The organism is Staphylococcus felis, assembly GCF_003012915.1.
Classification (GTDB): Bacteria; Bacillota; Bacilli; order Staphylococcales; family Staphylococcaceae; genus Staphylococcus; species Staphylococcus felis.
This window is the reverse complement of sequence record NZ_CP027770.1, coordinates 581759-606497: the sequence shown is the minus strand read 5'-3', so window position 1 is coordinate 606497 and position 24739 is coordinate 581759. Positions and strand designations below refer to the sequence as shown.

Below are 24739 nucleotides of genomic sequence, written 5' to 3'. Positions count from 1 at the left end.
AAATAGTCATAATAGTCATAGGGGCTGTGGATTAGTGGATAACTTTAGAAAACCCTTACTATGAGATGTTATACACATGTGGATAAAGTGTGTATGATGTGTATTACTTTTCAACATTATCCACATTTTAACTTCGAATATTTTTTTCCAGTTCTTCAATTTCTTGTTTTAGTGTTGGATCATTTTCGATATCCTTTTTTATTTTATCATATGCATGGATAACAGTTGTATGATCTCGTCCGCCAAATTCTTCACCAATTTTAGGTAAAGAAAAATCTGTTAATTCTCGAGATAAGTACATTGCGATTTGTCTAGGATATGCAATGGATTTTGTACGTTTTTTAGCAACAAAGTCCTCAATGCGTACACTATAATATTCGCCAACGACTTTTTGAATATCTTGAATTGTAATTTTTTTAGATTTCGTGACTTGAATGATATCTTTTAATGCATCTGCTGTGAGTTCGGTTGTGATAGGTTTGCCTTGTAATTTTGAATACGCTAATACACGTGTTAAGGCGCCTTCAAGTTCACGAATGTTTGTTTGAATTTGATTCGCAATGTAAGTCAATGCTTCAATAGGAATATCTAGATTTTCTTCTTCAGTTTTCTTTTGTAAAATGGCCATACGTGTTTCGAAGTCTGGTGGTGTAATATCTACAATAAGTCCCCATTGGAAACGTGATTTAAGACGTTCTTCTAATGTGGAGATTTCTTTTGGTGGTCGGTCACTTGAGATGACAATTTGCTTCTTATTTTGATGTAAATCATTGAATGTATGGAAAAATTCTTCTTGTGTTTGTTCTTTTTTCTGGATGAATTGAATATCATCAATTAATAGAATATCGATATTGCGATATTTTTCACGAAATGATTCAGTATCATTATTACGTATCGATTGGATGAATTCGTTTGTAAATTTTTCACTTGAAGTGTACAGTACACGTGCATTTGGATTGTTTTCAAGAACGTAATGACCAATCGCATGCATTAAATGTGTTTTGCCCAATCCTACGCCTCCATAAATAAATAAAGGATTATAAGCATTGGCAGGAGACTCTGCTACAGCTAGACTTGCAGCATGAGGGAATCGATTACCTGGTCCGATGACAAATGTTTCGAATGTATTATTGGTATTGAATTGCTCACTTGAGGTTGCGGTTTCAACAGGTGGTAACTGTTGCTCGTTTACTTTGTGAGATTCAAGATCATCAAGGTCATCTTCAGTAACGAATCTTATATTTTCGATATGTTTATTAGTCACCCTTTTGAGAAAATCTCGTATTAAATCCGTATAATTGGATGCTAACCATTGTGATACGAATAATTGAGGTGTAATAACGATAGCCTCATCATTAGATAAAGCATGAAGTGTTGTATCTTTGAGCCAAGTGTCATATGAAACTTTTGTAATGCCTTCTTGACATAATTTAAGAACATTTTCCCAGATTTCTTGTTCAGACATAAGTTAACTCCATCTTCCTAAATAAAATTTTTTATTCTATACTTATGCACAGTATTCCCATAAGTGGATAAAGATAATCACAGGGTGTGAATAATTATCCACAAGATAGTCACATACTGTGGATGACTTCCTTATGTAAAGGAGTTATGCACATAGATTTGTTTATAAACCCATCGTAACAAACCTATGTATGATAAGGCTTTAACCTACTTATCCACACAATTATACTTTTTAACAAGTGCTCTGTCAAACGGGTGTGAATATGTTGTTAAATTTTAGTATAAGCTGTGTGTAATAAAATATTATCCACATTTTGTTACGTTGCGACTGTGTATAAGTGGATAACTTTGTCGGATACTATGAAAAAAACACTCTTGATTTCAAGATGCATTTTTGGTATATTGTAGTAGTTGCTTGAAATGTAGACATTTCATTTTATAGAGAAACAGCTATTTAAAAACAAGTGAATTCAAATAATCTATATGATGATTAAATAATTGATGAAAATGAGATGGAGGTGTTTTGCATGGTAAAACGTACTTATCAACCAAATAAACGTAAACACAGTAAAGTTCACGGTTTCAGAAAGCGTATGAGCACTAAAAACGGCCGTAAAGTATTAGCACGTCGTCGTCGTAAAGGTCGTAAAGTTTTATCAGCATAAGATCACTGACTCTCTCAGTGGTCTTTTTTTTGGTCTGAGAGGCGTTACACTCTAACGCTCTATGACGTAAATGCATCTGTGATGAGAAATGATGTCCAACTTGAGCATTGAAGAATGACTTTTGTTTAGAGAAAGCCGGAGTGATGTAGAGTGGAGAAAGCATATCGTATTAAAAAAAATACTGATTTTCAACTGATATATCGAAAAGGGCAATCAGTAGCTAACCGTCAGTTTGTAGTTTATACATTCCAACGCCAAAATATGTCGCATTTTCGACTGGGAATCAGTGTATCTAAAAAATTAGGTAATGCTGTTACACGGAATCGTATCAAAAGAAGTGTGCGGGAATGTTTTAAAGTGCATAAACAAGATATTATCGCAAAAGATATTATCGTCATTGCAAGATTCCCTGCGAAGAATATGTCTACGAATGAAATACAAAAAAGTTTGGAACACGTGTTGAAAATTGCGAAGGTCTTTAACAAGCGAATAAAGTAAAGGTTAGACTTCGGTTTGTGTGACATCAGACACACCGGAGTCTAAATTTTAGGTGGTTTTTAAACATGATGTTCGCAATTTAAGAAGAAACATTTTACAATAATATAATCATTTGAGTTAAGGAGGCACGAGAATAGTGGAACAACTGGACACGATAACAAGCATATCGACACCGATGGGAGAGGGCGCAATTGGTATTGTACGATTATCTGGCCGTGATGCGATTGAGGTTGCTGACAAGTTATATAAAGGTAAACACGCTTTGAAAGATGTTGATACGCATACCATTCATTACGGTCATATCATAGATCCAGCGACTCAAGACGTTGTTGAAGAAGTCATGGTATCTGTATTAAGAGCACCTCGCACATTTACGAGAGAAGACATTGTAGAGATTAATTGTCACGGGGGTATTTTAACCATTAACCGTGTTTTGGAGTTAACAATGACGCACGGAGCGAGATTAGCTGAGCCAGGTGAATACACGAAGCGTGCCTTCTTAAACGGAAGAATTGATTTATCACAAGCTGAGGCCGTGATGGACTTTATTCGTTCAAAAACAGATCGTGCTTCTAAAGTGGCGATGAATCAAATAGAAGGGCGTTTAAGTGACATGATTAAGCGTCAACGTCAATCTATACTTGAAGTGTTAGCACAAGTAGAAGTCAATATTGATTATCCAGAATATGACGATGTTGAGGATGCAACGACTGACTTTTTACTTGAACGTGCACGAGAGATTCAATCACAAATCCAGCAACTCCTTAATACAGGTGTACAAGGCAAGATTATGCGTGAAGGATTATCCACAGTGATTGTTGGAAAGCCCAATGTCGGAAAATCATCTATGCTTAATAACTTAATACAAGATAATAAAGCCATCGTAACTGAAGTAGCCGGAACTACGCGTGATGTGCTTGAAGAATATGTCAATGTGCGTGGTGTACCTTTAAGATTAGTAGATACAGCAGGCATTCGTGAAACAGAGGATATCGTTGAACGAATTGGTGTTGAACGTTCGCGTAAAGCTTTGAGTGAAGCAGATTTAATCTTGTTTGTCTTAAATTACAATGAACCTTTAACTGAAGAAGATCGACAATTATATGAAGTCATCAAACACGAAGATGCGATTGTGATTGTGAATAAGACTGATTTAGAGCGCCGTTTAAATATAGATGAAGTAAAAGAGATGGTCGGTACGATGCCTGTAATCGAAACGTCTATGTTAAAACAAGAAGGTATTGATGAATTAGAATTACAAATACGTGATTTATTCTTCGGTGGTGATATCCAAAGCCAAGATATGACTTATGTTTCAAATTCACGACATATTTCATTATTAAAGCAAGCGCAACAAGCGATACAAGACGCAATTGATGCTGCAGAAATGGGTGTCCCAATGGATATGATACAAATCGATTTGACGAGAACTTGGGAATTATTAGGTGAAATTATTGGAGAATCTGCAAGTGAAGAACTGATTGATCAATTATTCAGCCAGTTCTGTCTAGGGAAATAATAAATGGAGGTATCAGAGGATGATGAAAAACTATGATGTCATAGTAGTCGGTACGGGCCATTCGGGCATTGAAGCAGGATTAGCTGCTGCAAGACGTGGTGCACAGACACTTATGATTACGATTAATTTAGATAATATTGCATTTATGCCGTGTAATCCATCAGTAGGAGGTCCTGCTAAAGGGATCGTGGTTCGAGAGATTGATGCACTTGGTGGCCAAATGGCGAAAACAATTGATAAAACACATATTCAAATGCGTATGTTGAATACTGGTAAAGGGCCAGCTGTTCGAGCATTGCGTGCACAAGCTGATAAAGTATTATATCAACAAGAAATGAAACGTGTCTTAGAGAATGAGGATAACTTAGATATTATGCAAGGCATGGTGGATGAGCTTATTATTGAAGATAATACAGTTAAAGGTGTACGTACGAATATTGGGACAGAATATATGGGTAAAACTGTCATTTTAACGACGGGGACATTTTTACGTGGTGAAATTATTTTAGGCGACTTGAAATATTCAAGTGGGCCTAATCATCAGTTACCATCAGTTACTTTGGCTGATCATTTGAGAGATTTAGGTTTTGAAGTAGTTCGCTTCAAAACAGGAACGCCACCACGTGTCAATGGTAAAACGATTGATTACAGTAAAACAGAAATACAGCCAGGCGACGATGTAGGCCGTGCATTTAGTTATGAAACGACAGAGTATATTTTAGATCAACTCCCATGTTGGCTAACTTATACAAACGGTGAAACACATCAAGTTATTGATGACAACTTGCATTTATCGGCAATGTATTCAGGGATGATTAAAGGGACAGGTCCACGTTATTGTCCTTCAATTGAAGATAAGTTTGTAAGATTTAATGATAAACCACGTCATCAACTTTTCCTTGAACCAGAAGGACGTCAAACAAATGAAGTATATGTACAAGGTTTATCTACAAGTTTACCTGAGCGTGTGCAAAGACAAATGTTAGCCACTATCCCTGGACTCGAAAAAGCGGATATGATGCGTGCAGGTTATGCGATTGAATATGATGCGTTAGTGCCAACACAATTATGGCCAACATTAGAGACGAAAAAAATTAAAAATCTTTACACAGCAGGCCAAATTAACGGAACGTCAGGATATGAAGAAGCAGCAGGTCAAGGTTTAATGGCAGGTATCAATGCGGCTGCTCGTGTATTAGGTCGTGATGAAACGGTACTAAGTCGTTCAGATGCATATATTGGTGTTTTAATTGATGACTTAGTTACAAAAGGTACGAATGAACCGTATCGATTACTAACATCTCGTGCAGAATACCGTTTACTACTACGTCATGATAATGCCGATTTACGTCTGACAGATTTAGGATATGAAATTGGATTAATCTCTGAAGAACGTTATGCACGCTTTAACGAAAAACGTCAACACATTTCAGATGAGATTGAACGATTGTCAAGTATCCGTATTAAGCCAAAAGAGCGTGTCCAAGAAATCATTACAAGAGAAGGCGGCTCTGAATTAAAAGATGGTATTTTAGCTAAAGAGTTACTTCGTCGACCAGAAATGACGTATGATACTATATTAGAGATTTTAGATGAAACAACAGAATTGTCTGCTGATGTTAGAGAGCAAGTTGAGATTCAAACAAAATATGAAGGCTACATCAAAAAGTCATTACAACAAGTAGATAAAGTTAAAAGAATGGAAGAAAAGAAAATTCCAGAAGACTTGGATTATAGTAAAATAGATAGCCTCGCATCAGAAGCACGTGAAAAACTAGCTGAAGTCAAACCTTTAAATATTGCACAAGCATCACGTATTTCGGGTGTAAATCCAGCAGATATTTCGATATTATTGGTATACTTAGAACAAGGTAAACTTCAAAGGGTGAAATAAATGACAGTAGCATGGTTAGCTGAACGACTCAGCACTCACGGTATAACGTTGTCAGAACAACAAAAAAAGCAATTTGAAACATATTATGAAATGCTTGTATCATGGAATGAAAAAATAAACTTAACGAGTATTACTGAAGAACATGAAGTTTATTTAAAGCATTTTTATGATTCGATTACACCGAGCTTTTATCATGATTTCAAAGCACCACTGAGCCTTTGTGATGTCGGAGCTGGTGCAGGGTTTCCGAGTATACCTTTGAAAATTGTGTTTCCCAATATTCATATTACGATAGTTGATTCTTTGAATAAGCGTATTCAGTTTTTAAATCAACTTGCAAGTGAGTTAGAACTTGAAGGTGTTAGTTTTGTGCATGAGCGTGCTGAAAATTTTGGAAAAAATCAAGACTACCGAGCGTCTTTTGATATAGTAACAGCAAGGGCTGTGGCACGATTAGCAGTACTTAGTGAGCTCTGTATCCCACTTGTGAAAAAAAACGGTGTATTTCTAGCGCTTAAGTCTTCAAAAGGCGAAGAAGAATTAGAAGAAGCACGATTTGGTATCGGTATTTTTGGAGGACGTGTGAGCGATATTTACACTTTCGAATTGCCAGAAGATGCAGGTGAACGTCAAATTATTAAAATCGAAAAAAGAAGTCAAACGCCGAAAAAATATCCGAGAAAGCCAGGCACACCCAACAAATCACCACTTGTCGAATAAAAAAGTATATTTGACAAGTGGCATCTTATCATCATAAACATCATATTGGTTTTAATTTAGCTCAACTACTTGTAAACTTTGAGTGTACATCATAAAAGGGAGCGAAAAAAGATGAAAAAACCCTTTTCTAAATTATTTGGATTAAAAAATAAAGATGAACTGTTAGAAGTATCAGAAGCGGATCGCCAAGGTGTTGAATCAATTAAGATAGAACGTATTGTCCCTAATCGTTATCAACCAAGACAAACGTTTGATCCTGCTCGTATTGAAGAACTGGCAGATTCTATTCGCGCACATGGGCTACTTCAACCTATTGTTGTACGTCCAATTGAAGAAAATATGTATGAAATTATTGCTGGTGAGCGTCGTTTTCGAGCATTACAATTGAATCAAATGACAGAAGCCGATGTGCTCATTCGCCATTTAGACGACGAGGAGACTGCCGTTGTTGCATTAATTGAAAATATACAGCGGGAAAATTTATCTCCAATTGAAGAAGCTGAAGCTTATAAGAAGTTGCTTGCATTTGAAGGGATTACACAATCCGAACTTGCCAAAAGTGTTGGTAAAAGCCAAAGTTTCATTGCTAATAAATTGCGGTTACTAAAACTAGAAGGACCAGTCATTGATGCTGTAAGAAACCATCAAATTACTGAACGTCATGCACGTGCTTTGATTAGTCTATCGAAAGAGCGACAATTAGCAATGTTGGATACTATTTTGAGTGAACATTTAAATGTTAAACAAACTGAAGATAGGTTAAAACAATCTCAAGTCACGCAAGAAGATAAACAAAAGATGGTAGCACGCCCGCCAGGATTTACGAGAGATATTTCTGCAGCTCGAGATATTATTGCGGATAGTTTATTAGAGATTAGTGCAAACGGTATTCATTATGAGCAAAAAGAAAAAGAACACGATGACTATTATGAAATCAACATTAAAGTTTATCGTAAATAATATATGAAAATAGAAGCTGGACCATAATCCCAAAATATAGCGTAGAGATGATTCATGATTGAATCATCTCTACGCTATTCCTTTATCAATCATTCGTATTGTTTGGCTCGCATTTCCTAGGAGATGGGTCGAGCCCGGGTCTCGACGCTCATCCTATTCCCTCAGGCGTCTCGCCAACAATACGTCGTTTATGCATGTCATGATTCACTGTTATACTTTAAAAAATAAGGACTGAGATATTTATGTCTCAGTCCTTATTTTTTACTTTAAGCGTGTTTTATTGTTTGTGACGACGGTGTCTAAATGCAAAAAGTGACATGAGAGCACCTGTTATCATCGCAAGTAAGCCAGTACGTGATGTGTGTGTTGTTTGACCTGTTTCAGGAAGTTGATTAGCTTCTTGTGTTTTTGAATGCATTTGTTCAGCATGTGTTGATGATTGTGCATTTTGTTTACTTATATTTTGTGTCATTAAGGTATCAGCTAAACCTTCTTGAGCACCTAATGAGATGACGTTATGATTTGACATATTTGGATGCGCCATTTCATCTTGACTCTGATTGCCAGAGATGCCTGTATCATTAGCAGTTGTAGGTGTGTCGTCTTCATGAGTTGTGTCACTTTCTGAAAGATTATTCGAAACGTCTGTTGAAGAACCATTGTTGACATCAGATGAATCATTTGGAACAGCAGTAGCTAGTGTATCATTACCTTGAGACGTGTCAGTTAGTGGTGTCTCTTCATTTGGTTGATCTATTAGTGTGTTAGGTGCTGGTTCTTCATTTGTCTCAGGTACGACTTCAATCGTTAAATTATCTAATATAAAATCTTTTGTACCTTCAAAATTGATGCGATTTTGATCTTTTTCACCTCTAGGGTCAGATGATTTGTCTGTTGAATAAATACCAATCCATGTCAAACCGTTTTCTGCGCCTGTTACTTCAAATGTAACGCGCTGTGGTGCACCTGGATCGATTGTATTTTTTAAAGGTGTCAATTTGAAATCTCTATTTTTTGAGATATCTCCGTTGCCTGTTGCAAAAGCATACGTATCATCTGATCCTGATTCGTAATCAAATGAAATTTTATATTTACGACCTGGCTCAAAATAAAAGTTTTGTGGGATTGTTTGGATAAGCATCTTGTTTTTACCTGTTTGCCCATTCACTTTAAGAGACCATTTGCCATCAATGACATCGCTCACAAGTTTATTATTCCATCCTCTTTGTGTATACGGTGCATTCAGTTCTGATAAATGAATACGGTTATCTTCTACACCCTCTGCTTCAGAAACAACAAATGGGAATAAGCCTTGAGGTACATTTTCAAAATCTTGATGGAATTTGCCATCTTTTAGCAAATTGCTATCAGTGTTTACGATACGAACATCATCAAAGTACGTGGCACCTTCACCAGCATCGCGAGCAAGTGTAAGCGATACATTACCGCTTTCTGGTGCGGTGAAGAAGACATACATGTTTTGGAAATAGCTATTACCATTTTTGAATGTTTCTGAATTTCGACTTGTGTTATGCGCGTCTGCTTTAACATAGTTTTTAGCAATAGATTGACCTGTTTGATTTGAGGCAAGGATTTTGCCATTACTTGATACTATTGCGTGTGCTTTCGCGTCACTTCGATTATCAATACCTACATATAAAGCATATGTCTTTCCGGGCTCAAGGTTTGTGAGTTGTTGTGTAACTGCTGTATCTTTAGTCACATTATCAAATTTTAGCATTTCATTACTTGATACGGATTTAACGATGCTTACTTTAGAAGCATCTCCTTGTATGTTCCAATGATCTAGTTTTTGACTATTGAATCCAGAATCGTGAATATGCATGCCTTCACTCCATGATACCTTTTGCTCAGGTTGTTCACTTTGGTATAGAACATACGGTGTTTCAGCACTGATATTTTGTAAAGTTACTTGACCATTCACTACTGGAATCTTATCAACCAGTTTTCGACCTGTTTCAGTTAATTGATACAGGACAACTTGATTTGTTTTCCATGTGTCTGGAAGTGTCCATGTTGTTGTGCCGCCTTTTTTATTCCAGTGGTATAGTTTTTCTTTGTCACCAGTAAGCGGTTTTCCATCAGCGTCCCAATTCCAAGGGATAAGATAGTTATCGCCATTTAAAACAACACGGTCATTCAAACGGATAATACGTGAACGATAGTTATCGATATCATTTTGATAATCATTGGATAAACGTTCAACCGTAACAGTATCGCCTGATTTGTTTTGTAACTCGATAAACATTTCTGGCGTCCATTGAATCGTTTTGCCATTAGCAGTCATTTCGACTGGATCGCCGTGTTCAATACGCATGACTAGATAATGTTGTAAAAACTTTGTAGGTATATTCGTTTCAAAGATATTTTTGATATAGTCACTATAATTGTTACGTCCTTGCCAACCTTCAAAATCTTTCATATCATAACCACCGAGTAGTGGGAAATCAGCAGCACCAGAGTAGCTTGGATAGTTACCAACCCAAGAATCCTTTTGATGATTTCGAATAAAACGTGCGACCTCAGAGTTAATGCCTTTGTTTTCGTAACCACCATAAGTTAAATCAGCAGCCCAATGTTGGAATGTTGAATCATATTCCATACCGTGTCCCCATTCAACGCCAACGCGCCAACCTAAATCATTTAACTCTTTGGCAAGTTGATGAGATGGCCATGCGGTATTATTACCAGACTGACCGTTGCCCCATACGTCTACATATACAAAGTCGAGTCGGTCACCGACAATTTTTTTCAATGCTTCAAATCTTTCTTTTCGACCGTGCGTTAAATCATAATCTGCATTAATATTAAAGCCTTGATCAAGCCAGTTCCAACCATAGCTATATGACCCATCTTCATTTTTTAAGAGTAAATCTGGATTGAATACTTTGGATTCTGGATACGTTTCAGATGCATTAATGTGTATACCAAAGCGTGCACCATAATCAGCACCTTTTTCGAGTAATGCATTAAAGTCTTCAGCGCCTCCCATACGCTTACCGATATTTGCATAATCTAAATGGCCGGAATCATGGCCTTCACTTCCATAACCTTTAAGCAAAATAGATTGACCTAAACCATCAGTGTTCAGGTAGAATTTTTTAACCCCATCTAAAGTTTTTAAAAATGGATTTTGTGCTTGAGATCCAAAGTTCATGGCGATACGATAACCTACAAGCTCAGGAACTTCTTCATAGCCATACGGATTGTTCATAATATCTCGATAGCGAATGGCTCCGTCTTGCCAGTTAATAGCACCATCATTATTTTCATCTTCAGCAATTGCTATTTTGATATGAGGAAGCAAACCTTGTTTTGCTGCACTTTCATGTTCTGGTGTAGGCTGAATAAACCAAGGTGTCGAACCTAGTCCAACTGAGATTTTATCGCCTACTTTTTGAGTGGCTACTTGAACGCGTAAAAAGTCCATATTGCCTCCAAGTCCAATCTGCGCATTACTCCATAACCCAGCACTAAATTCAGAGTTTGATACAAATCCATACATACCATAATCTTGGAAGTTAGCATCGAAATCTTGATTAATGTCATAAGATGAATCACCGCTGACCATTGTATTTGTAGACATTTTAGTTAACTTGAGATTGGCATCTTTTTGTGATGAATTAACAGATACTAACGACTGATTTGTAAAGGCGAAGTTTTTAATAATTTGGTTTGGATCTGTATTGTGGTTAACCAAATCAGTCATCTTTAAATCGATAGTATTGTCGATAACAGATAATTCAAAAGTCAATGTGGCATCAATATTGTGTTCTGTATCTTGGACATCCATGATATATTGTGCGGTATTTTGATTAAGCTTTTGGTAAGAGACTTTTGGTGTAACTTGTACACTATTCAGTATAATTGAGCGATCATCTACTACTTGACCTTCAACGGTTTTTCCATTTTTTAAAGTATATTTTTTGACAGCAGGAAACAATTTATCAATTGTGACATCCATTTTATCTGATGATAATGTGTCATAGGTAGGTTGAGCTTGTTCAGTTGATGCTTTATCAGATAATGCACGCTCAGTTGTAGGTGCATCTTGGGCTTGACGTGTATTTGTTGCGTTATAGAACTGACCGTTTGTTGAGTTTGCTGGAGGAGTTGATTCAGGTTCAGTCGGTCTATCATGATTCGAATCCAATTCTGGTGCATTTAACGTTGAATTATCGGGTTGTGATGTGCTGTTTTGATTTTCTAATGTTTTAGGGATTGCTTCGCTAGTGACAGGTTTATCATTTAGATTTGATTGATTTGCAATCGTTTCGTCTGTATTCGGTGTGTTTTGATTAATTTCGCTAGTGTCGGATGAACGAGTGGTGTCTTTAGTGGTTGATATAGTCTCATCTTGATTGGTTGTTTGGTCATCTGTCGCATCTGTCGTTTTTTCAAGATTTTGAGGTGATGTTAGCTCGTTGTCATTCGCAGGTTGCGATGATGGTTCAATAGCTTGATTCTCAGTTGACGGAGGTTGAACATCACTAGTGTTGTCTTGAACGTGCGCTTCTTCACGCGTTTCAGAACCTTGAGGTGCATGATTTGTATCATTTAACTCAGGCTGTAAATTTGTATTTTTAGGCTCAGGTGCCTCTTGATCTGTGTCTGATTGAGGTTCGCTTGACTCTGTAGATACTGCATTATTAGGTGCTGTAGGTGTAGTATTCTCATCTGCAAGTGCTGTTGATGCATGAGATAGGAAAATAGTAAAGCCTAATAGCACAGAAGAGGTCCCGATTGCATACTTGCGAATACTATAATTTTGTTTTCTAAACTGAATCATCAATTAACACTCCTTTTTGTTAGTCGAATACAATATATAATTAAAGGATTTTTTTGTAAACCCTTACATCGTTGTAATGACAGCTTTTTAGCTTCAAAAAATCGAAAAAAATAATACCAGTTGAATCAATAAGAAATGAGACAAAAATAAAGAAATAACTGTAAAAATGAATAAATTGAAATAAGTATTTAATGAAAAATCTTTAAGTGGTTATATCCACTTAACCAGAGAAAAAATTTTTTTAAATTAAACATTTTGTAAGTTTTAAGAATTGACTATTATAGAAAAATCATTACAAAGTGACTTAAATCAAGCGTAATATGATGATGCATAAATATAAGTATATTGAAGGCTACAAAATATTATGCACTGAAAGCCTTTACAAAACAAAAGGATGAATGTATACTGTAAGTGGTTATAACCAGCAGGGAGTGAATAGAAATGAGTATAGAAAACACGCCTCTGTATTTTCAAATTTATGAGTCCCTTCACAATGATATTAAGTCTGGACACTATCAGGAAGGTGATAAACTTCCTTCAGAACGGAAGCTTTGTGAAACATTCAATGTCAGTCGTATTACTGTAAGAGAAGCGCTATATCGTCTTGAAAAGGATCACCTTATCAAAAGAGAGCATGGGAAAGGCTCCTTTGTTCTTGGAAGTCAATACACTCAATTTCTTGATAAGCTATATAGTTTTAAAGATGAGATTGAGAAAAATGGTGATCAAGCGAGTACACGAATGATTAGTATCGAGTTGAAATCATCCACGCCATTTTTGCAAGAAAAAATGAATTTAAAACCATTTCAATATGTGTATGAGCTTAAACGTTTAAGGCTATCGAACAGCAAACCATTGATTTATGAAGTGAGTTACTTACCAATGCGATATTGTGAAGGTATTGATCGCTTTGATTTTAATAAGGTATCTTTGTACGAAACGTTGGATCAATACTACAATATTCAAATTACAGATGCTTATGAGAACTTAGTGGCAAGCAAGCTGACACGAGATAGTGCAAAGCTCTTAAATGGTGAAGTCGATGAGAGTTGTATGTATATTGAGCGCTTCAGTTACTGTGATGATGTGATTGTTGAGTACACACAAAGTATTGCAAGCGGTCATAAATATAAATATACAGTGAAGTTAATGTAATCATATGAGGAGGTTATTATCGTGTTGAAAGAAACACACACTTATAAAGAGATAAAACAACAACCAGAGATGTGGAAAAGAACATATGAGATTGTTCAATCTAAATATTCAGCGTTTGAAGATTTCGTAAAAAATATAATTAAAACAAATCCAGATAAACGCTTAAAAGTATTATTTACAGGTGCAGGATCTAGTGCTTATGTTGGTGATGTAGCGCGTATGGCACGTAATACAGAAGCATTAACAGAATTTGAATTCGAATCTGTACCAACGACACACTTTGTGACAAATCCAGAAGTGTATATTAATGATGATACAGCATACTTAATCGTATCTTTTGCACGTTCAGGTAATAGCCCAGAAACGAAAGCAACAGTTGAAATTGCGAATCAATTAACTGATAAGGCATATCACTTATATATTACAAACAACAAAGAGGGCTTTTTAGGTCTTTCTGAAGAGAATGATCACGTATTTAAGATTGTGTTACCTGAAGAAACGAATGACAAATCTTTAGCAATGACGTCAAGTTTTTCATCGATGTTATTTGCGGCATACATTTTATTTGGTGGTACATTTAATACGTCATTTTTCGATATTGCCCGTGATAGTTTTGAATGGATTGAGTCGCAAGCAGATCAAACAAGTGCACTTGAATTTTCAAAAGTTTTCTATGTTGGTACTGGACTTATCGGTGAATTGACAAAAGAAGTGAGCTTGAAATTGAATGAATTAACTGCAGGACAAATTGAAATTGCTCGTGAGACGACGCTAGGATTTAGACACGGTCCTAAAGCTGGATTAAGTGATGATTCGATTTTTATTATGTTACGCAGTCATAATGAATACATTCGACAATATGAAGCGGATATTATTGCAGAAGTGGAGCAAGTGAAGGATAAATATCATGTATTAGTACTCGATGGTCAAGACAGTTCTAATGAGCATACGGTTACTCTACCACAAGCATCAACGCATAATGACCTTGAGTTAGCATTACTTTATCTGATGTTTGGTCAACTATTAGCTGCGAAAAAATCTGTGGCACTCGGTCTGAACCCGGATAATCCAAGTCCAGATGGATTTATTAATCGAGTCGTTAAAGGTGTCACAATTTATCCAGTAGAAACAGCAAAATAGGAGTGGGTCTATATGATAGCAACACATACGTTTAACCCATCAGTTGATATCACTTACAGTATTGAACCTATTAAAGTAGGAGACGTTAATCGCGTAAAGGATATGATCAAAAATCCAGGTGGGAAAGGGATTAATGTGACAAAGGTCTTGCATATTTTAGGTGCCGATTACTGTGCGTATGGTTATCTCGGAGGTAGCCATGGTGAGTGGATGAAAGAAGCACTAGAACGTCAAAATATCAAAACAGCCTTCACATCCATTCAAGATGAAACACGCCAAAGTCTTGCAATTAATGATGGTGTTTCGCAAACAGAAGTTTTGGAGCAAGGCCCAACGATTTTAAAGCAAGAACAAGAATCCTATCTTGAAACGGCGAAGAGTCATATCAGTGAAATAACTGTTGCGACCATTAGTGGTAGCTCTCCGCATTTAGATGAAACAACTAAATATGCTCATATGAAGCGCATTTTAGAGCTATACACAGAAAGTTATAACATTGTTGACACGAATGCTAAAGAGCTAAAAGAACTATTAGAACAACAATTGCCTGTACATTGTATCAAACCTAATCAATCTGAATTTGAAACTTTAATTGATGAAAAGAATCTTTCAATTGAAGAATGTGTCAAGATGTTAAAATCGCATCCATTTTTTAGAAATATAGATGTATTTTTAACATTAGGTGGAGATGGCGCTGTAATTAAGTGGAAAGATGAGGTATACCGAGCAACAATACCTCGCAAAGAGATAGTGAATCCTGTCGGCTCGGGAGATTCAACAGTAGCGGGCATTGCATATGGTGTTCACGAAAAGCTTAATCCTGAATCAATGATTAGACTCGCTTTAGCATGCGGGACGTCTAATGCTTTACAAACACAAACTGGCCACATTGATATGAAGCAAGTTGAAACGATAAAAAAAGAAGTAGAAGTGGAGCGATTATAAATGACAATTAAAGACTTAAGCAAGTTAGTAGATGATAATGGGATTTATGCAGCCGTTGCAGTTGATCAACGTGGCGCAATGCGTAAACTTTTAGGAGATCAAGGAACACCTGAAAACTTATCACTATTTAAAAAACTCGTTGCGGAAGTTTTAACACCAGAAGGCTCAAGCTTTCTCGTTGACCCTGAATTTGGATTAGATGCAGCCAAAGCAAACGCAGCGAACTCTGGATTGATTTTATCATATGAACAAACAGGTTATATCAAAGAACAAGCTGGTCGCTTGCCACGTCTCATTGAAAATCAAAGTGTTCAACGATTAGTACAACAAGGTGCAGATGCAGTAAAGTTTTTACTTTATTATGATGTGGATGAATCAGACGAAATCAACCAAAAGAAACAAGCCATGATTGAGCGTGTAGGCTCAGAGTGTAAAGCTGAAAATGTACCATTCTTGTTAGAAATCTTAACATATGATGATGAGATTGGTGACGAGAAAGGTGAAGCATTCGCAAAGGTAAAGCCACACAAAGTCAACGAAGCTATGAAATTGTTCAGTGAAGAGCGTTTTGGAATTGATACTTTAAAAGTTGAAATCCCAGTAAATATGAACTTTGTTGAAGGTTTCGGATCAAAAGCGTTAATGACGCAAGAAGAAGCGGCTGAGGCATTCAAAGCACAAGCGGCTTCAACAAACTTACCATACATTTACTTGAGCGCAGGGGTAACAGCACAATTATTCAATGATTCACTTGTATTTGCATCTGAAAATGGTTCAAAATTCAATGGTGTACTATGCGGACGTGCAACTTGGAAAGGGGCGACTGAAGCTTTAATCACTGATGGAGAAAATGCAGCACGTGAATGGTTACAAAGCGAAGGACTTCAAAACCTCAAAGCACTTAACGAGGTTAATCAAAAAACGGCAACACCTATTCGATAAAGAGTATAGGAGGTCATGTCATGAGTCGATTTAAAATAGCGTCAGACTTTTTACTAGATGAGAAGCCAATCAAAATATTATCTGGAGCCATTCACTATTTTAGAATGCCTAAAGAGGATTGGTATCACTCATTGTACAATCTTAAAGCATTAGGGTTTAATACAGTGGAAACGTATGTGCCATGGAATTTTCATGAAACAGTTGAAGGTCAATTTGACTTTGAAGGACATAAAGATGTTGGTACCTTTTTAAAGACTGCACAAGATTTAGGGCTGTATGCGATTGTAAGACCGTCACCATTTATTTGTGCGGAGTGGGAGTTTGGTGGATTACCAGCATGGCTCTTAAATGATCGCAATATGCGAATTCGTTCTAGAGACCCTAAATATTTAGAAAAAGTACGCACATATTTTCATGAGTTATTCAAGATTTTAACACCATTACAAATTGATAACGGTGGTCCAATCATTATGATGCAAATCGAAAATGAATATGGATCATTTGGTGAGGATCATGAGTACTTAAATGCAATCAAACGTATGATGGAAGATGAAGGCGTTACAGTACCTTTTGCCACTTCAGATGGATCTTGGGCACAATGTTTACGTGCAGGTAGTATGATTGAGGACAATGTACTACCGACAGGAAACTTTGGTTCAAGAACGAAAGAGAACTTTAAAAATTTGAAAGCCTTCCATCAAGAGTATGGTAAAGATTGGCCGTTAATGTGTATGGAATTTTGGGACGGCTGGTTTAATCGTTGGGGAGAAGACATTATCAAACGTGATGGCGATGACCTTGCGAATGAAGTTCGTGATGCCGTTGCGCTTGGATCAGTGAACTTATACATGTTCCATGGTGGTACAAACTTTGGTTTTTGGAATGGCTGTTCGGCAAGAGGGACGAAAGACTTACCTCAAGTGACATCTTATGATTACCATGCACCACTAGACGAAACTGGTAATCCAAACGATAAATATTTTGCCTTACAAAAGATGTTAAAAGAAGCACTACCAGATATTGAACAGTTTGAACCTAAAGTCAAAACGTTTATGGAACATAAATCTATACCATTATCTGGTAAGGTGAGTTTGTTTGAAATATTAGAAGATATTTCTCATAAAACAACAAGTTTTTATCCTCAAACGATGGAAGAAGCTGGATCAGGATATGGTTATATGCTGTATCGCACATCAATCAAAAAAGAAACAGCTACTGAAAACTTTCGTATTGTAGATGCGAGGGATCGTGTACATTTCTTTATCGATCAAAAACTTAAGTATCAAGCTTATCAAGAAGAAATTGGTGATAAGTTTGAAGTGACATTAGAAGGGGATGCGACTGCTGATATTCTTGTAGAGAATATGGGACGTGTTAACTACGGTTATAAATTACTTGCACCAACACAACGTAAAGGTTTAGGTCAAGGTTTAATGCAAGACTTACATTTTGTTCAAAACTGGGAGCAGTTTGATATTGATTTTGATCTACTTAAAGAGAGCCACTTTGAAAAGGGTTGGTCAGAGGAACAACCGGCGTTTTACAAGTATACATTTAATCTTGAAGCGCTAGATAACACGCATATCGATATGAGTCAGTTCGGCAAAGGAATCGTATTAGTCAATGGATTTAACATTGGCCGTTATTGGAATGTTGGACCTACACAATCACTCTATATTCCAAAAGCATTCTTAAAAGAAGGTCAAAATGAAATCATTGTTTTTGATACAGAAGGTGTATATAGTGACTCGATTGATTTATTGAAAGAGGCGCAATTTTCAAATTAATTAAGGGAGAGATTTTTAATGGCAATTATTGGAAATAGAATTGACGGAAGACTTATTCACGGACAAGTTGCAAACTTATGGGCAACAAAATTAAATATTGGTCGCTTTATGGTTATTGATGATGAAGTTGCACAAAGTGATATCGACAAACAAGCACTTAAACTTGCGACACCAGCAGGCATTAAGTTGAGCGTATTACCTATCGAAAAAGCGGCAACTAATATCAAAAATGGCAAATACGATTCACAACGTGTAATGATTATTGCTAAACGTCCAGATCGCTTTGTTGAACTTGTAAATCAAGGCGTCAAAATTGACGAATTGAATGTAGGTAACATGTCACAAACGAATGAAACACGCTCAATTACAAACTCAATTAACGTCATGGATGAAGATATCGAGAACTTCCAGAAGTTAAAAGAGCAAGGTGTAAACATTATTTCGCAAATGGTACCAAACGACAAAGCTGTAGACTTTATGACATTAATCAAAGAGTAGATTAGGAGGTGTTTGCCTTGGAAATTTTGTGGTGGCAGATACTATTATTAACAATTTATGCAGGCTATCAAATTTTAGATGATTTGCAATTTAACATTTTTGGACACCCTGTATTTGCGGGGATTATCTCAGGTTTAATCATGGGAGATATTACAACTGGTTTAATTATCGGTGGTGGAATGCAATTAACGATTCTTGGGGTTGGAACATTTGGTGGTGCATCGCGTATTGATGCCAACTCTGGGACAGTTTTAGCTGTAGCATTCTCAGTTGCATTAGGGATGAACCCACAACAAGCTTTAGCAACATTAGCAGTACCAGTAGCAAGTTTAATGATTCAAACAGACATTTTAGCACGTTTTACAAACACATTTTTCGCACATCGTATTGATGCAAAAATCGAAAAAATGGATTACAAAGGTATTGAACGTAACTTCTTGTATGGTGCAATTCCTTGGGCATTATCACGTGCGATTCCAGTATTTTTAGCACTTGTATTTGGTGGTGGCGTTGTTAAAAACATCGTTGATTACTTAAATGGTGATTTAAAATGGTTAGGTGACGGATTAACTGTTGCCGGGGCGGTTTTACCTGCAGTCGGTTTTGCAATTTTATTACGTTACTTACCACTTAAAAAACATTATCCATATTTCATTATAGGTTTTATTATTACTGCACTTATGGTGACATTATTTGATGGATTGTCAGGATTAGGAACAGCTGTATCTGGGTTAGATGATAAATTTAGCATGTCATTCTCATCATTACCTATGCTTGCAATTGCTGCAATTGGTTTTGCGTTTGCAGGTTTAGAATATAAACGCTCATCTGCACCAAAATCTGCATCGACAACATCATCGAATAGTCAAGATGGTCAAAATGTTGATGATGAAGGAGAGATTGATGATGACGAATTATGATCAAAATAATATCAATATATCCAAATCTGCTGACACTGAGAACATGAGTAATACAGATCAACTTACTGGAACAAGACCAACAACACCATATAAGTTGACTGATAAAGACTTTAGACAGATGAATATCAGAAGTTTATTCTTCTTCCAGTGGGGTTGGAACTACGAGCGTATGCAAGGTTCAGGTTATTTATTTACGATCTTGCCGCAATTACGTAAAATTTATGGTGATGATACACCAGAACTTAAAGAAATGATGCAAAACCATGCACAATTCTTTAATACAAGCAACTTCTTTAACACGATTATTATGGGTATCGATATTGCGATGGAAGAAAAAGAGCAATTTGCTGCAAAAGAATCTGTTAAAGGGATTAAAGTAGGTCTCATGGGGCCATTCGCAGCAGTTGGGGATGCCATTTTTGGATCATTAGTCCCAACAATATTTGGTGCGATTGCTGCAAACATGGCACAAGATGGTAACCCATTTGGTGCATTACTTTGGTTTATTGCAATGCTTGCGATTATCGTATTTAGATGGAAACAATTGAAGTTTGCATACAAAGAAGGGATTTCTCTTGTTACAACGATGCAACATCGTTTGGAAGCGTTAACAAATGCAGCGACATTGCTCGGGGTATTCATGGTAGGTGCGCTCGTTGCCACAATGATACGTGTTCAATTTGCTTGGGCACCGAAAATCGGGGATTTAACTGTGAATATTCAAGATAATGCGAACATGATTTTACCACGCTTGTTACCATTAATCATTGTATTTGCAATTTATTGGTTACTCGGTCGAAAAAACATGAACTCAACACGTGCAATATTCTTAGTGATTATTGTATCTATCATTTTATCTGCATTAGGTGTTATTACAAATATTTAAAAAGGATGAATTTGGATGGAAAAATTGATTTTAGTGAGCCACGGTTCATTTTGTGAAGGTATTAAAGATAGTGTTGAAATGATTTTGGGGCCTCAAGATTATATTCATACTGTAGCTTTAACACCTGAGCAAGGCCAAGAAGATTTCGAGAAAAACTTTAAAGCGTTAGTTGATGAAGGTGATGATATTGTTGTATTTGCTGACTTACAAGGTGGAACACCAGCAAACACAGTATCTAAACTTATTATGAAAGGTGAGAACTACCAACTTTATACAGGTATGAACTTACCAATGATTATTAGTTACATTAACGCAAAAATGATTGGTCAATCAGAAGACTATGCGCAAAAAGCAAAAGACGGTATCATCAATGTGAATGACTTATTATCAAATGATGATGACGATGATGAATAAGTAATTTAAACTTAAGAAAAGAAGGTATATTATGTCTTATGCAATCGTAAACGGTAGGATTTATACTGAAGCGGGCGTTATTTCAGAAGGATATATCATTATAGAAGCGGGTCAAATTAAAGCGGTCGAAGAAGGACCATATGAAGGTGAGCTTGAGACAGTTGATGCTAAAGGTCAACATATACTACCAGGATTTATTGATATCCATATTCATGGTGGTTATGGTGAAGATGCAATGGATGCATCGTATGATGGATTGCAAAATCTAGCGAAAAAACTATTGTCTGAAGGGACAACATCATTTTTAGCAACGACAATGACACAGTCTAATGAAGCCATCGAAAGCGCATTAGAAAATATTGTCAAAGTACAAGACAATCAAGATGGTACACAATCAGCGGATATTGTGGGGGTACATTTAGAAGGACCATTTATTTCAGAAAATAAAATTGGTGCTCAAAACCCAAAATATATCCAACGGCCTTCTATCAAACAATTACAGCACTTTCAAAAGGTAGCAAATCATCAAATCAAAATTGTGACTATTGCACCAGAAGTTGAAGGAGCAGAAGAAACGATTCAAACATTAAAAGATGAGATGATTTTCTCAATGGGCCACTCTGAGGTGACATTTGATCAAGCCAATCATGCATCAGATATTGGCGTGAAACATGTGACGCACCTTTACAATGCAGGAACACCGTTTTTGCATCGTGAACCAGGAATGTTTGGGGCAGCATGGTCCAACCCTAATATCAAAACAGAGGTTATTGTTGATGGTGTACATTCTCATCCAACAGCTGTTCAAATCGCATATCAACAAAAAGGACATACAGGTATGTACTTAATTACTGATGCGATGCGAGCAAAAGGAATGCCTGAAGGACAATATGAACTGGGTGGACAAGATGTGATTGTAAAAGATAACGAAGCACATCTCAAAACGGGATCATTAGCAGGCAGTATCTTAAAAATGAATGACGGTTTACGTAATCTTATCGATTTTACAGGTGATACGTTAGACACACTTTGGCGTGTGACAAGCTTGAATCAAGCGAAAGCATTAGGTATTGACCATGAGAGAGGAAGCATTGCAGTTGGTAAAAATGCAGATCTTGTCATTGTAGATGATGCAGTTCAAGTTAAACATACCATTAAAAACGGACACATTCATACGTTTTAAATCATATCATTGAGCGCTTATTAGAGTATTTAAATACATACTTTAGTAAGCGCTCAATTTTTTTAGGCTCTCTGTCAAATCGGACTGGTCATATTATAATAAGGAGTTAGGCAACCTTGGATTGTTTAACTTCTTTTTTCACTGTGAAAGCGTAGAGCCTTGAACATAAAATGATTCGAAACAAAAGAATGTTTATTGACTATAGGCGTTTCAGCGTAAAAAAGACTAAGCGTTCCTTTAAACGCTTTCTTATCAACCCTCTCCTCAAAACGATTTATCTTTAATATTTAGTGTGTTTGATATAAAATGTTGCATAGGCGCATAATCTCTCCTCTATTAATGGTTTGGTCACTTTTAATAATAGAGATTATTGCGCTCTTTTGCATCCCTAAAGAAAATCGGACTAGTAGAATGAATTCTTTCATTCCACCAGTCCGATTTATTATAGAACCTTAATATTTTGAATAAATATATGAACCTATAATTAATCCAGCTGGAATTCCAATAAAAGGTGTAAAAATCATACTTAAAATAATCATTGCAATAATCATTATAAAGAAACTTTTTGATCCTACTTTCATATTCAATACATTCTCTTTAACATTCATAATATAGTTTTTGAATTTCATTATAATACCACCTTTAATATTCCAATTTATTAAATTTATATAAACTTATTACGTAAAAAATGACAGCATAAACTAAAAAAATTAGTGTAATTACAAAAAATATACTACCAAAATTATAGTCTGTAAGTTTCTCTTGGTACCCATTAGGAAAAACGAATTTTAATGATTTTAAAAATGGAGCAATTGAACTAAGAATGTAAAAACCTATTACACCTAAAATAGTATATCCATTAGGTAAACTAATAGAAAGTAAAATGGCTAATAATATACATAATATTTGAACAAAAAAAGTTCCAAAAAATTCAATAAACACATATTGTACATCACTTTGATTGTTAGGGAAAAATTGATGAGCAGATAAGTCCATATTATTTATATGAAGATAATATAATATTAATGAACTAACAAAAAGTACAATTATAAACAAGAAATACAACACTAATAAAGAAAGTAATTTGCTATTAAATAATTTCATTCTTGGAAGATCCTTGTAAAAATACAACTGCCCTTTAACTTTTTCAGAGTAAAAATTTAATCCTATAATATAAGTTAATATAACTAGTGGAATAACAGCATTATTTTGTATAACAAATACAGAAGAAAAGAATTCTAAAAAACTTAATGAATGCTTTTCTCCGCTTAATTGCATAAAATTAGTGTTAAAAAAAGCGACAATAAAAAGTATCAATGGAAATACACCAAAAGCTAGATATAACCATGACCCTTTCATCTTAAGTAGATTCAAAAAAATAGGTTTAAATTTAACCATATTATCTGTTTTCTCCTTTGAATTTTTGTTGTATATAGTCTTTTTTATCCTTCAAATTTAAAATTCGATACTCTTTCATTAAATCTGAAAGTAAATCATTTAAAACTTCTTTATCATTGGACACTTCTATCATTTCACTTTTCGCTGTTAACTTGATATATTTTTCATACTTCTCTTTGTATTCAGTAGTAAAAATAAAACTTTTATTAAGTTCTATAATAGTTGTATCTTTTTGATCTAATACAAAATCTTCTCTTAATTCACCATTATCAATGAATAAAAATCTACTACATATTTCTTCTAGCTCACTTAATTGATGACTAGAAATTATAATAGCTGTATCTTTTTTTTGCACCCACTGTTTTAATGTTTCAATTAATTTTTCAACACCATTAGGGTCTAGACCTACAAAAGGTTCATCTAAAATGAGAATCTTAGGTTCTGTAACTAAACAAATAGCTAAAGAAAGCCGTTGTTTCATCCCGAAAGAAAAGTTATTTGGATTAATATGACGTTTTTCCCATAAGTCCACAAGTTTTAATACATCTTCAATATTTTCTCTGTGTTTTGCTTTCCCATTTAAGCTGATGAAAAATTTCAAATGTTCAATAGCATTTAAATGATTAAATAACGATCCTTCAATCATAAAACCAAAGTCATTTAAAGAATTAGGTGATTTTAATATACTTTTTTGATTAATTAATATATTACCATCAGTAGGCTTAATTGCCTTGGCTATAAGTTTCATCAATGTAGTTTTTCCAGCACCATTTTTACCTATAAGCCCCACTATTTCTCCTTGATTTACTTGAAAACTTACATTTTTGAGTGAATATTTTTCATTATTTTTAAATTTTTTACTTAACTCTTTGATTTCTAACATCGGAGTCCCTCTTTCTAGTAAATAAACTTAATAAAAATACAAATATCAATTGTTCTAT

21 protein-coding genes are annotated in these 24739 nt (G+C 35.5%); 16 read left to right on the top strand and 5 right to left on the bottom strand.

Annotated features, from left to right (window positions below):
- Positions 1-127 precede the first annotated feature (127 nt).
- Entirely contained in the window at positions 128-1465 is a 1338-nt protein-coding gene (gene dnaA, locus C7J90_RS02990; RefSeq protein ID WP_103209170.1) for a chromosomal replication initiator protein DnaA, read from the bottom strand.
- A 526-nt stretch (positions 1466-1991) separates the two neighbouring features.
- On the opposite strand from dnaA, the gene rpmH reads away from it, so the two are divergent.
- The 6 genes from rpmH to C7J90_RS02960 all read left to right on the top strand — a co-directional run bounded on the left by rpmH (position 1992) and on the right by C7J90_RS02960 (position 7720).
- Entirely contained in the window at positions 1992-2129 is a 138-nt protein-coding gene (gene rpmH / locus C7J90_RS02985) for a 50S ribosomal protein L34 (protein WP_000240855.1), read from the top strand.
- Between the two features lie 150 nt (positions 2130-2279).
- Positions 2280-2627: a ribonuclease P protein component gene (gene rnpA, locus C7J90_RS02980; protein WP_103209171.1), complete on the top strand. Its 348-nt coding sequence runs from the start codon at positions 2280-2282 to the stop codon at positions 2625-2627.
- Between the two features lie 136 nt (positions 2628-2763).
- Positions 2764-4146 (top strand): tRNA uridine-5-carboxymethylaminomethyl(34) synthesis GTPase MnmE, encoded by a 1383-nt coding sequence (mnmE, locus tag C7J90_RS02975; protein WP_103209173.1) that lies wholly within the window; start codon positions 2764-2766, stop codon positions 4144-4146.
- 19 nt (positions 4147-4165) lie between these two features.
- The gene (gene mnmG / locus C7J90_RS02970; protein ID WP_103209174.1) at positions 4166-6040 is read left to right on the top strand and encodes a tRNA uridine-5-carboxymethylaminomethyl(34) synthesis enzyme MnmG; all 1875 of its coding nucleotides are present in this window, start codon (positions 4166-4168) and stop codon (positions 6038-6040) included.
- Positions 6041-6760 carry a 16S rRNA (guanine(527)-N(7))-methyltransferase RsmG gene (gene rsmG / locus C7J90_RS02965; protein ID WP_103209176.1) on the top strand — a complete coding sequence of 240 codons (720 nt, stop codon included), beginning with the start codon at positions 6041-6043 and terminating at the stop codon, positions 6758-6760.
- Between the two features lie 111 nt (positions 6761-6871).
- Complete coding sequence (locus tag C7J90_RS02960; protein WP_103209177.1) at positions 6872-7720, top strand: ParB/RepB/Spo0J family partition protein; 849 nt, start codon at positions 6872-6874, stop codon at positions 7718-7720.
- A 277-nt stretch (positions 7721-7997) separates the two neighbouring features.
- Here the strand turns inward: C7J90_RS02960 and C7J90_RS02955 are convergent, their stop codons facing one another.
- Positions 7998-12530, bottom strand: coding sequence for an endo-alpha-N-acetylgalactosaminidase family protein (locus tag C7J90_RS02955; protein WP_103209033.1), 4533 nt, complete (start codon positions 12528-12530; stop codon positions 7998-8000).
- 441 nt (positions 12531-12971) lie between these two features.
- On the opposite strand from C7J90_RS02955, the gene C7J90_RS02950 reads away from it, so the two are divergent.
- From C7J90_RS02950 to nagA, 10 genes are read left to right on the top strand one after another with little or no spacing between them, the layout of a single operon-like run.
- Entirely contained in the window at positions 12972-13685 is a 714-nt protein-coding gene (locus C7J90_RS02950) for a GntR family transcriptional regulator (RefSeq protein WP_103209034.1), read from the top strand.
- 21 nt (positions 13686-13706) lie between these two features.
- Positions 13707-14825: an SIS domain-containing protein gene (locus C7J90_RS02945; RefSeq protein ID WP_103209035.1), complete on the top strand. Its 1119-nt coding sequence runs from the start codon at positions 13707-13709 to the stop codon at positions 14823-14825.
- A 12-nt stretch (positions 14826-14837) separates the two neighbouring features.
- On the top strand, positions 14838-15770 hold the full coding sequence (locus C7J90_RS02940) for a 1-phosphofructokinase family hexose kinase (protein WP_103209037.1): 933 nt from the start codon (positions 14838-14840) through the stop codon (positions 15768-15770).
- The gene (locus C7J90_RS02935) at positions 15771-16712 is read left to right on the top strand and encodes a tagatose 1,6-diphosphate aldolase (protein ID WP_103209038.1); all 942 of its coding nucleotides are present in this window, start codon (positions 15771-15773) and stop codon (positions 16710-16712) included.
- Positions 16713-16732: 20 nt separating this feature from the next.
- Positions 16733-18499 carry a glycoside hydrolase family 35 protein gene (locus C7J90_RS02930; RefSeq protein ID WP_103209040.1) on the top strand — a complete coding sequence of 589 codons (1767 nt, stop codon included), beginning with the start codon at positions 16733-16735 and terminating at the stop codon, positions 18497-18499.
- An 18-nt stretch (positions 18500-18517) separates the two neighbouring features.
- Positions 18518-18997, top strand: coding sequence for a PTS sugar transporter subunit IIB (locus C7J90_RS02925; RefSeq protein ID WP_103209041.1), 480 nt, complete (start codon positions 18518-18520; stop codon positions 18995-18997).
- Between the two features lie 17 nt (positions 18998-19014).
- Complete coding sequence (locus C7J90_RS02920; RefSeq protein ID WP_103209043.1) at positions 19015-19917, top strand: PTS mannose/fructose/sorbose/N-acetylgalactosamine transporter subunit IIC; 903 nt, start codon at positions 19015-19017, stop codon at positions 19915-19917.
- Positions 19904-20803: a PTS system mannose/fructose/sorbose family transporter subunit IID gene (locus tag C7J90_RS02915; protein ID WP_103209044.1), complete on the top strand. Its 900-nt coding sequence runs from the start codon at positions 19904-19906 to the stop codon at positions 20801-20803. The genes C7J90_RS02920 and C7J90_RS02915 overlap by 14 nt, the downstream gene beginning before the upstream one ends.
- A gap of 15 nt (positions 20804-20818) precedes the next feature.
- The gene (locus C7J90_RS02910; RefSeq protein WP_103209046.1) at positions 20819-21217 is read left to right on the top strand and encodes a PTS sugar transporter subunit IIA; all 399 of its coding nucleotides are present in this window, start codon (positions 20819-20821) and stop codon (positions 21215-21217) included.
- Positions 21218-21248: 31 nt separating this feature from the next.
- A complete protein-coding gene (gene nagA / locus C7J90_RS02905; protein ID WP_103209047.1) occupies positions 21249-22400 on the top strand; it encodes an N-acetylglucosamine-6-phosphate deacetylase in 1152 nt (383 codons plus the stop codon).
- Positions 22401-22852: 452 nt separating this feature from the next.
- Here the strand turns inward: nagA and C7J90_RS02900 are convergent, their stop codons facing one another.
- From C7J90_RS02900 to C7J90_RS02890, 3 genes are read right to left on the bottom strand one after another with little or no spacing between them, the layout of a single operon-like run.
- Entirely contained in the window at positions 22853-23029 is a 177-nt protein-coding gene (locus C7J90_RS02900) for a VraH family peptide resistance protein (RefSeq protein ID WP_142380744.1), read from the bottom strand.
- Positions 23030-23042: 13 nt separating this feature from the next.
- Positions 23043-23798, bottom strand: coding sequence for a hypothetical protein (locus C7J90_RS02895; RefSeq protein ID WP_103210790.1), 756 nt, complete (start codon positions 23796-23798; stop codon positions 23043-23045).
- Between the two features lies 1 nt (position 23799).
- A complete protein-coding gene (locus C7J90_RS02890; RefSeq protein WP_106465079.1) occupies positions 23800-24681 on the bottom strand; it encodes an ABC transporter ATP-binding protein in 882 nt (293 codons plus the stop codon).
- Positions 24682-24739 lie beyond the last annotated feature (58 nt).

Excerpts from the sequence above, each read along its gene's own strand:
- C7J90_RS02915 (WP_103209044.1), top strand. The coding sequence starts at position 19,904 with ATGACGAATTATGATCAAAATAATATCAATATATCCAAATCTGCTGAC.
- dnaA (WP_103209170.1), bottom strand. The coding sequence starts at position 1,465 with ATGTCTGAACAAGAAATCTGGGAAAATGTTCTTAAATTATGTCAAGAA.
- C7J90_RS02955 (WP_103209033.1), bottom strand. The coding sequence starts at position 12,530 with ATGATTCAGTTTAGAAAACAAAATTATAGTATTCGCAAGTATGCAATC.
- C7J90_RS02895 (WP_103210790.1), bottom strand. The coding sequence starts at position 23,798 with ATGGTTAAATTTAAACCTATTTTTTTGAATCTACTTAAGATGAAAGGG.
- C7J90_RS02950 (WP_103209034.1), top strand. The coding sequence starts at position 12,972 with ATGAGTATAGAAAACACGCCTCTGTATTTTCAAATTTATGAGTCCCTT.
- C7J90_RS02960 (WP_103209177.1), top strand. The coding sequence starts at position 6,872 with ATGAAAAAACCCTTTTCTAAATTATTTGGATTAAAAAATAAAGATGAA.
- C7J90_RS02930 (WP_103209040.1), top strand. The coding sequence starts at position 16,733 with ATGAGTCGATTTAAAATAGCGTCAGACTTTTTACTAGATGAGAAGCCA.
- C7J90_RS02900 (WP_142380744.1), bottom strand. The coding sequence starts at position 23,029 with ATGAAATTCAAAAACTATATTATGAATGTTAAAGAGAATGTATTGAAT.
- rpmH (WP_000240855.1), top strand. The coding sequence starts at position 1,992 with ATGGTAAAACGTACTTATCAACCAAATAAACGTAAACACAGTAAAGTT.
- rsmG (WP_103209176.1), top strand. The coding sequence starts at position 6,041 with ATGACAGTAGCATGGTTAGCTGAACGACTCAGCACTCACGGTATAACG.
- C7J90_RS02935 (WP_103209038.1), top strand. The coding sequence starts at position 15,771 with ATGACAATTAAAGACTTAAGCAAGTTAGTAGATGATAATGGGATTTAT.
- nagA (WP_103209047.1), top strand. The coding sequence starts at position 21,249 with ATGTCTTATGCAATCGTAAACGGTAGGATTTATACTGAAGCGGGCGTT.
- C7J90_RS02940 (WP_103209037.1), top strand. The coding sequence starts at position 14,838 with ATGATAGCAACACATACGTTTAACCCATCAGTTGATATCACTTACAGT.
- C7J90_RS02890 (WP_106465079.1), bottom strand. The coding sequence starts at position 24,681 with ATGTTAGAAATCAAAGAGTTAAGTAAAAAATTTAAAAATAATGAAAAA.
- mnmG (WP_103209174.1), top strand. The coding sequence starts at position 4,166 with ATGATGAAAAACTATGATGTCATAGTAGTCGGTACGGGCCATTCGGGC.
- C7J90_RS02910 (WP_103209046.1), top strand. The coding sequence starts at position 20,819 with ATGGAAAAATTGATTTTAGTGAGCCACGGTTCATTTTGTGAAGGTATT.
- C7J90_RS02925 (WP_103209041.1), top strand. The coding sequence starts at position 18,518 with ATGGCAATTATTGGAAATAGAATTGACGGAAGACTTATTCACGGACAA.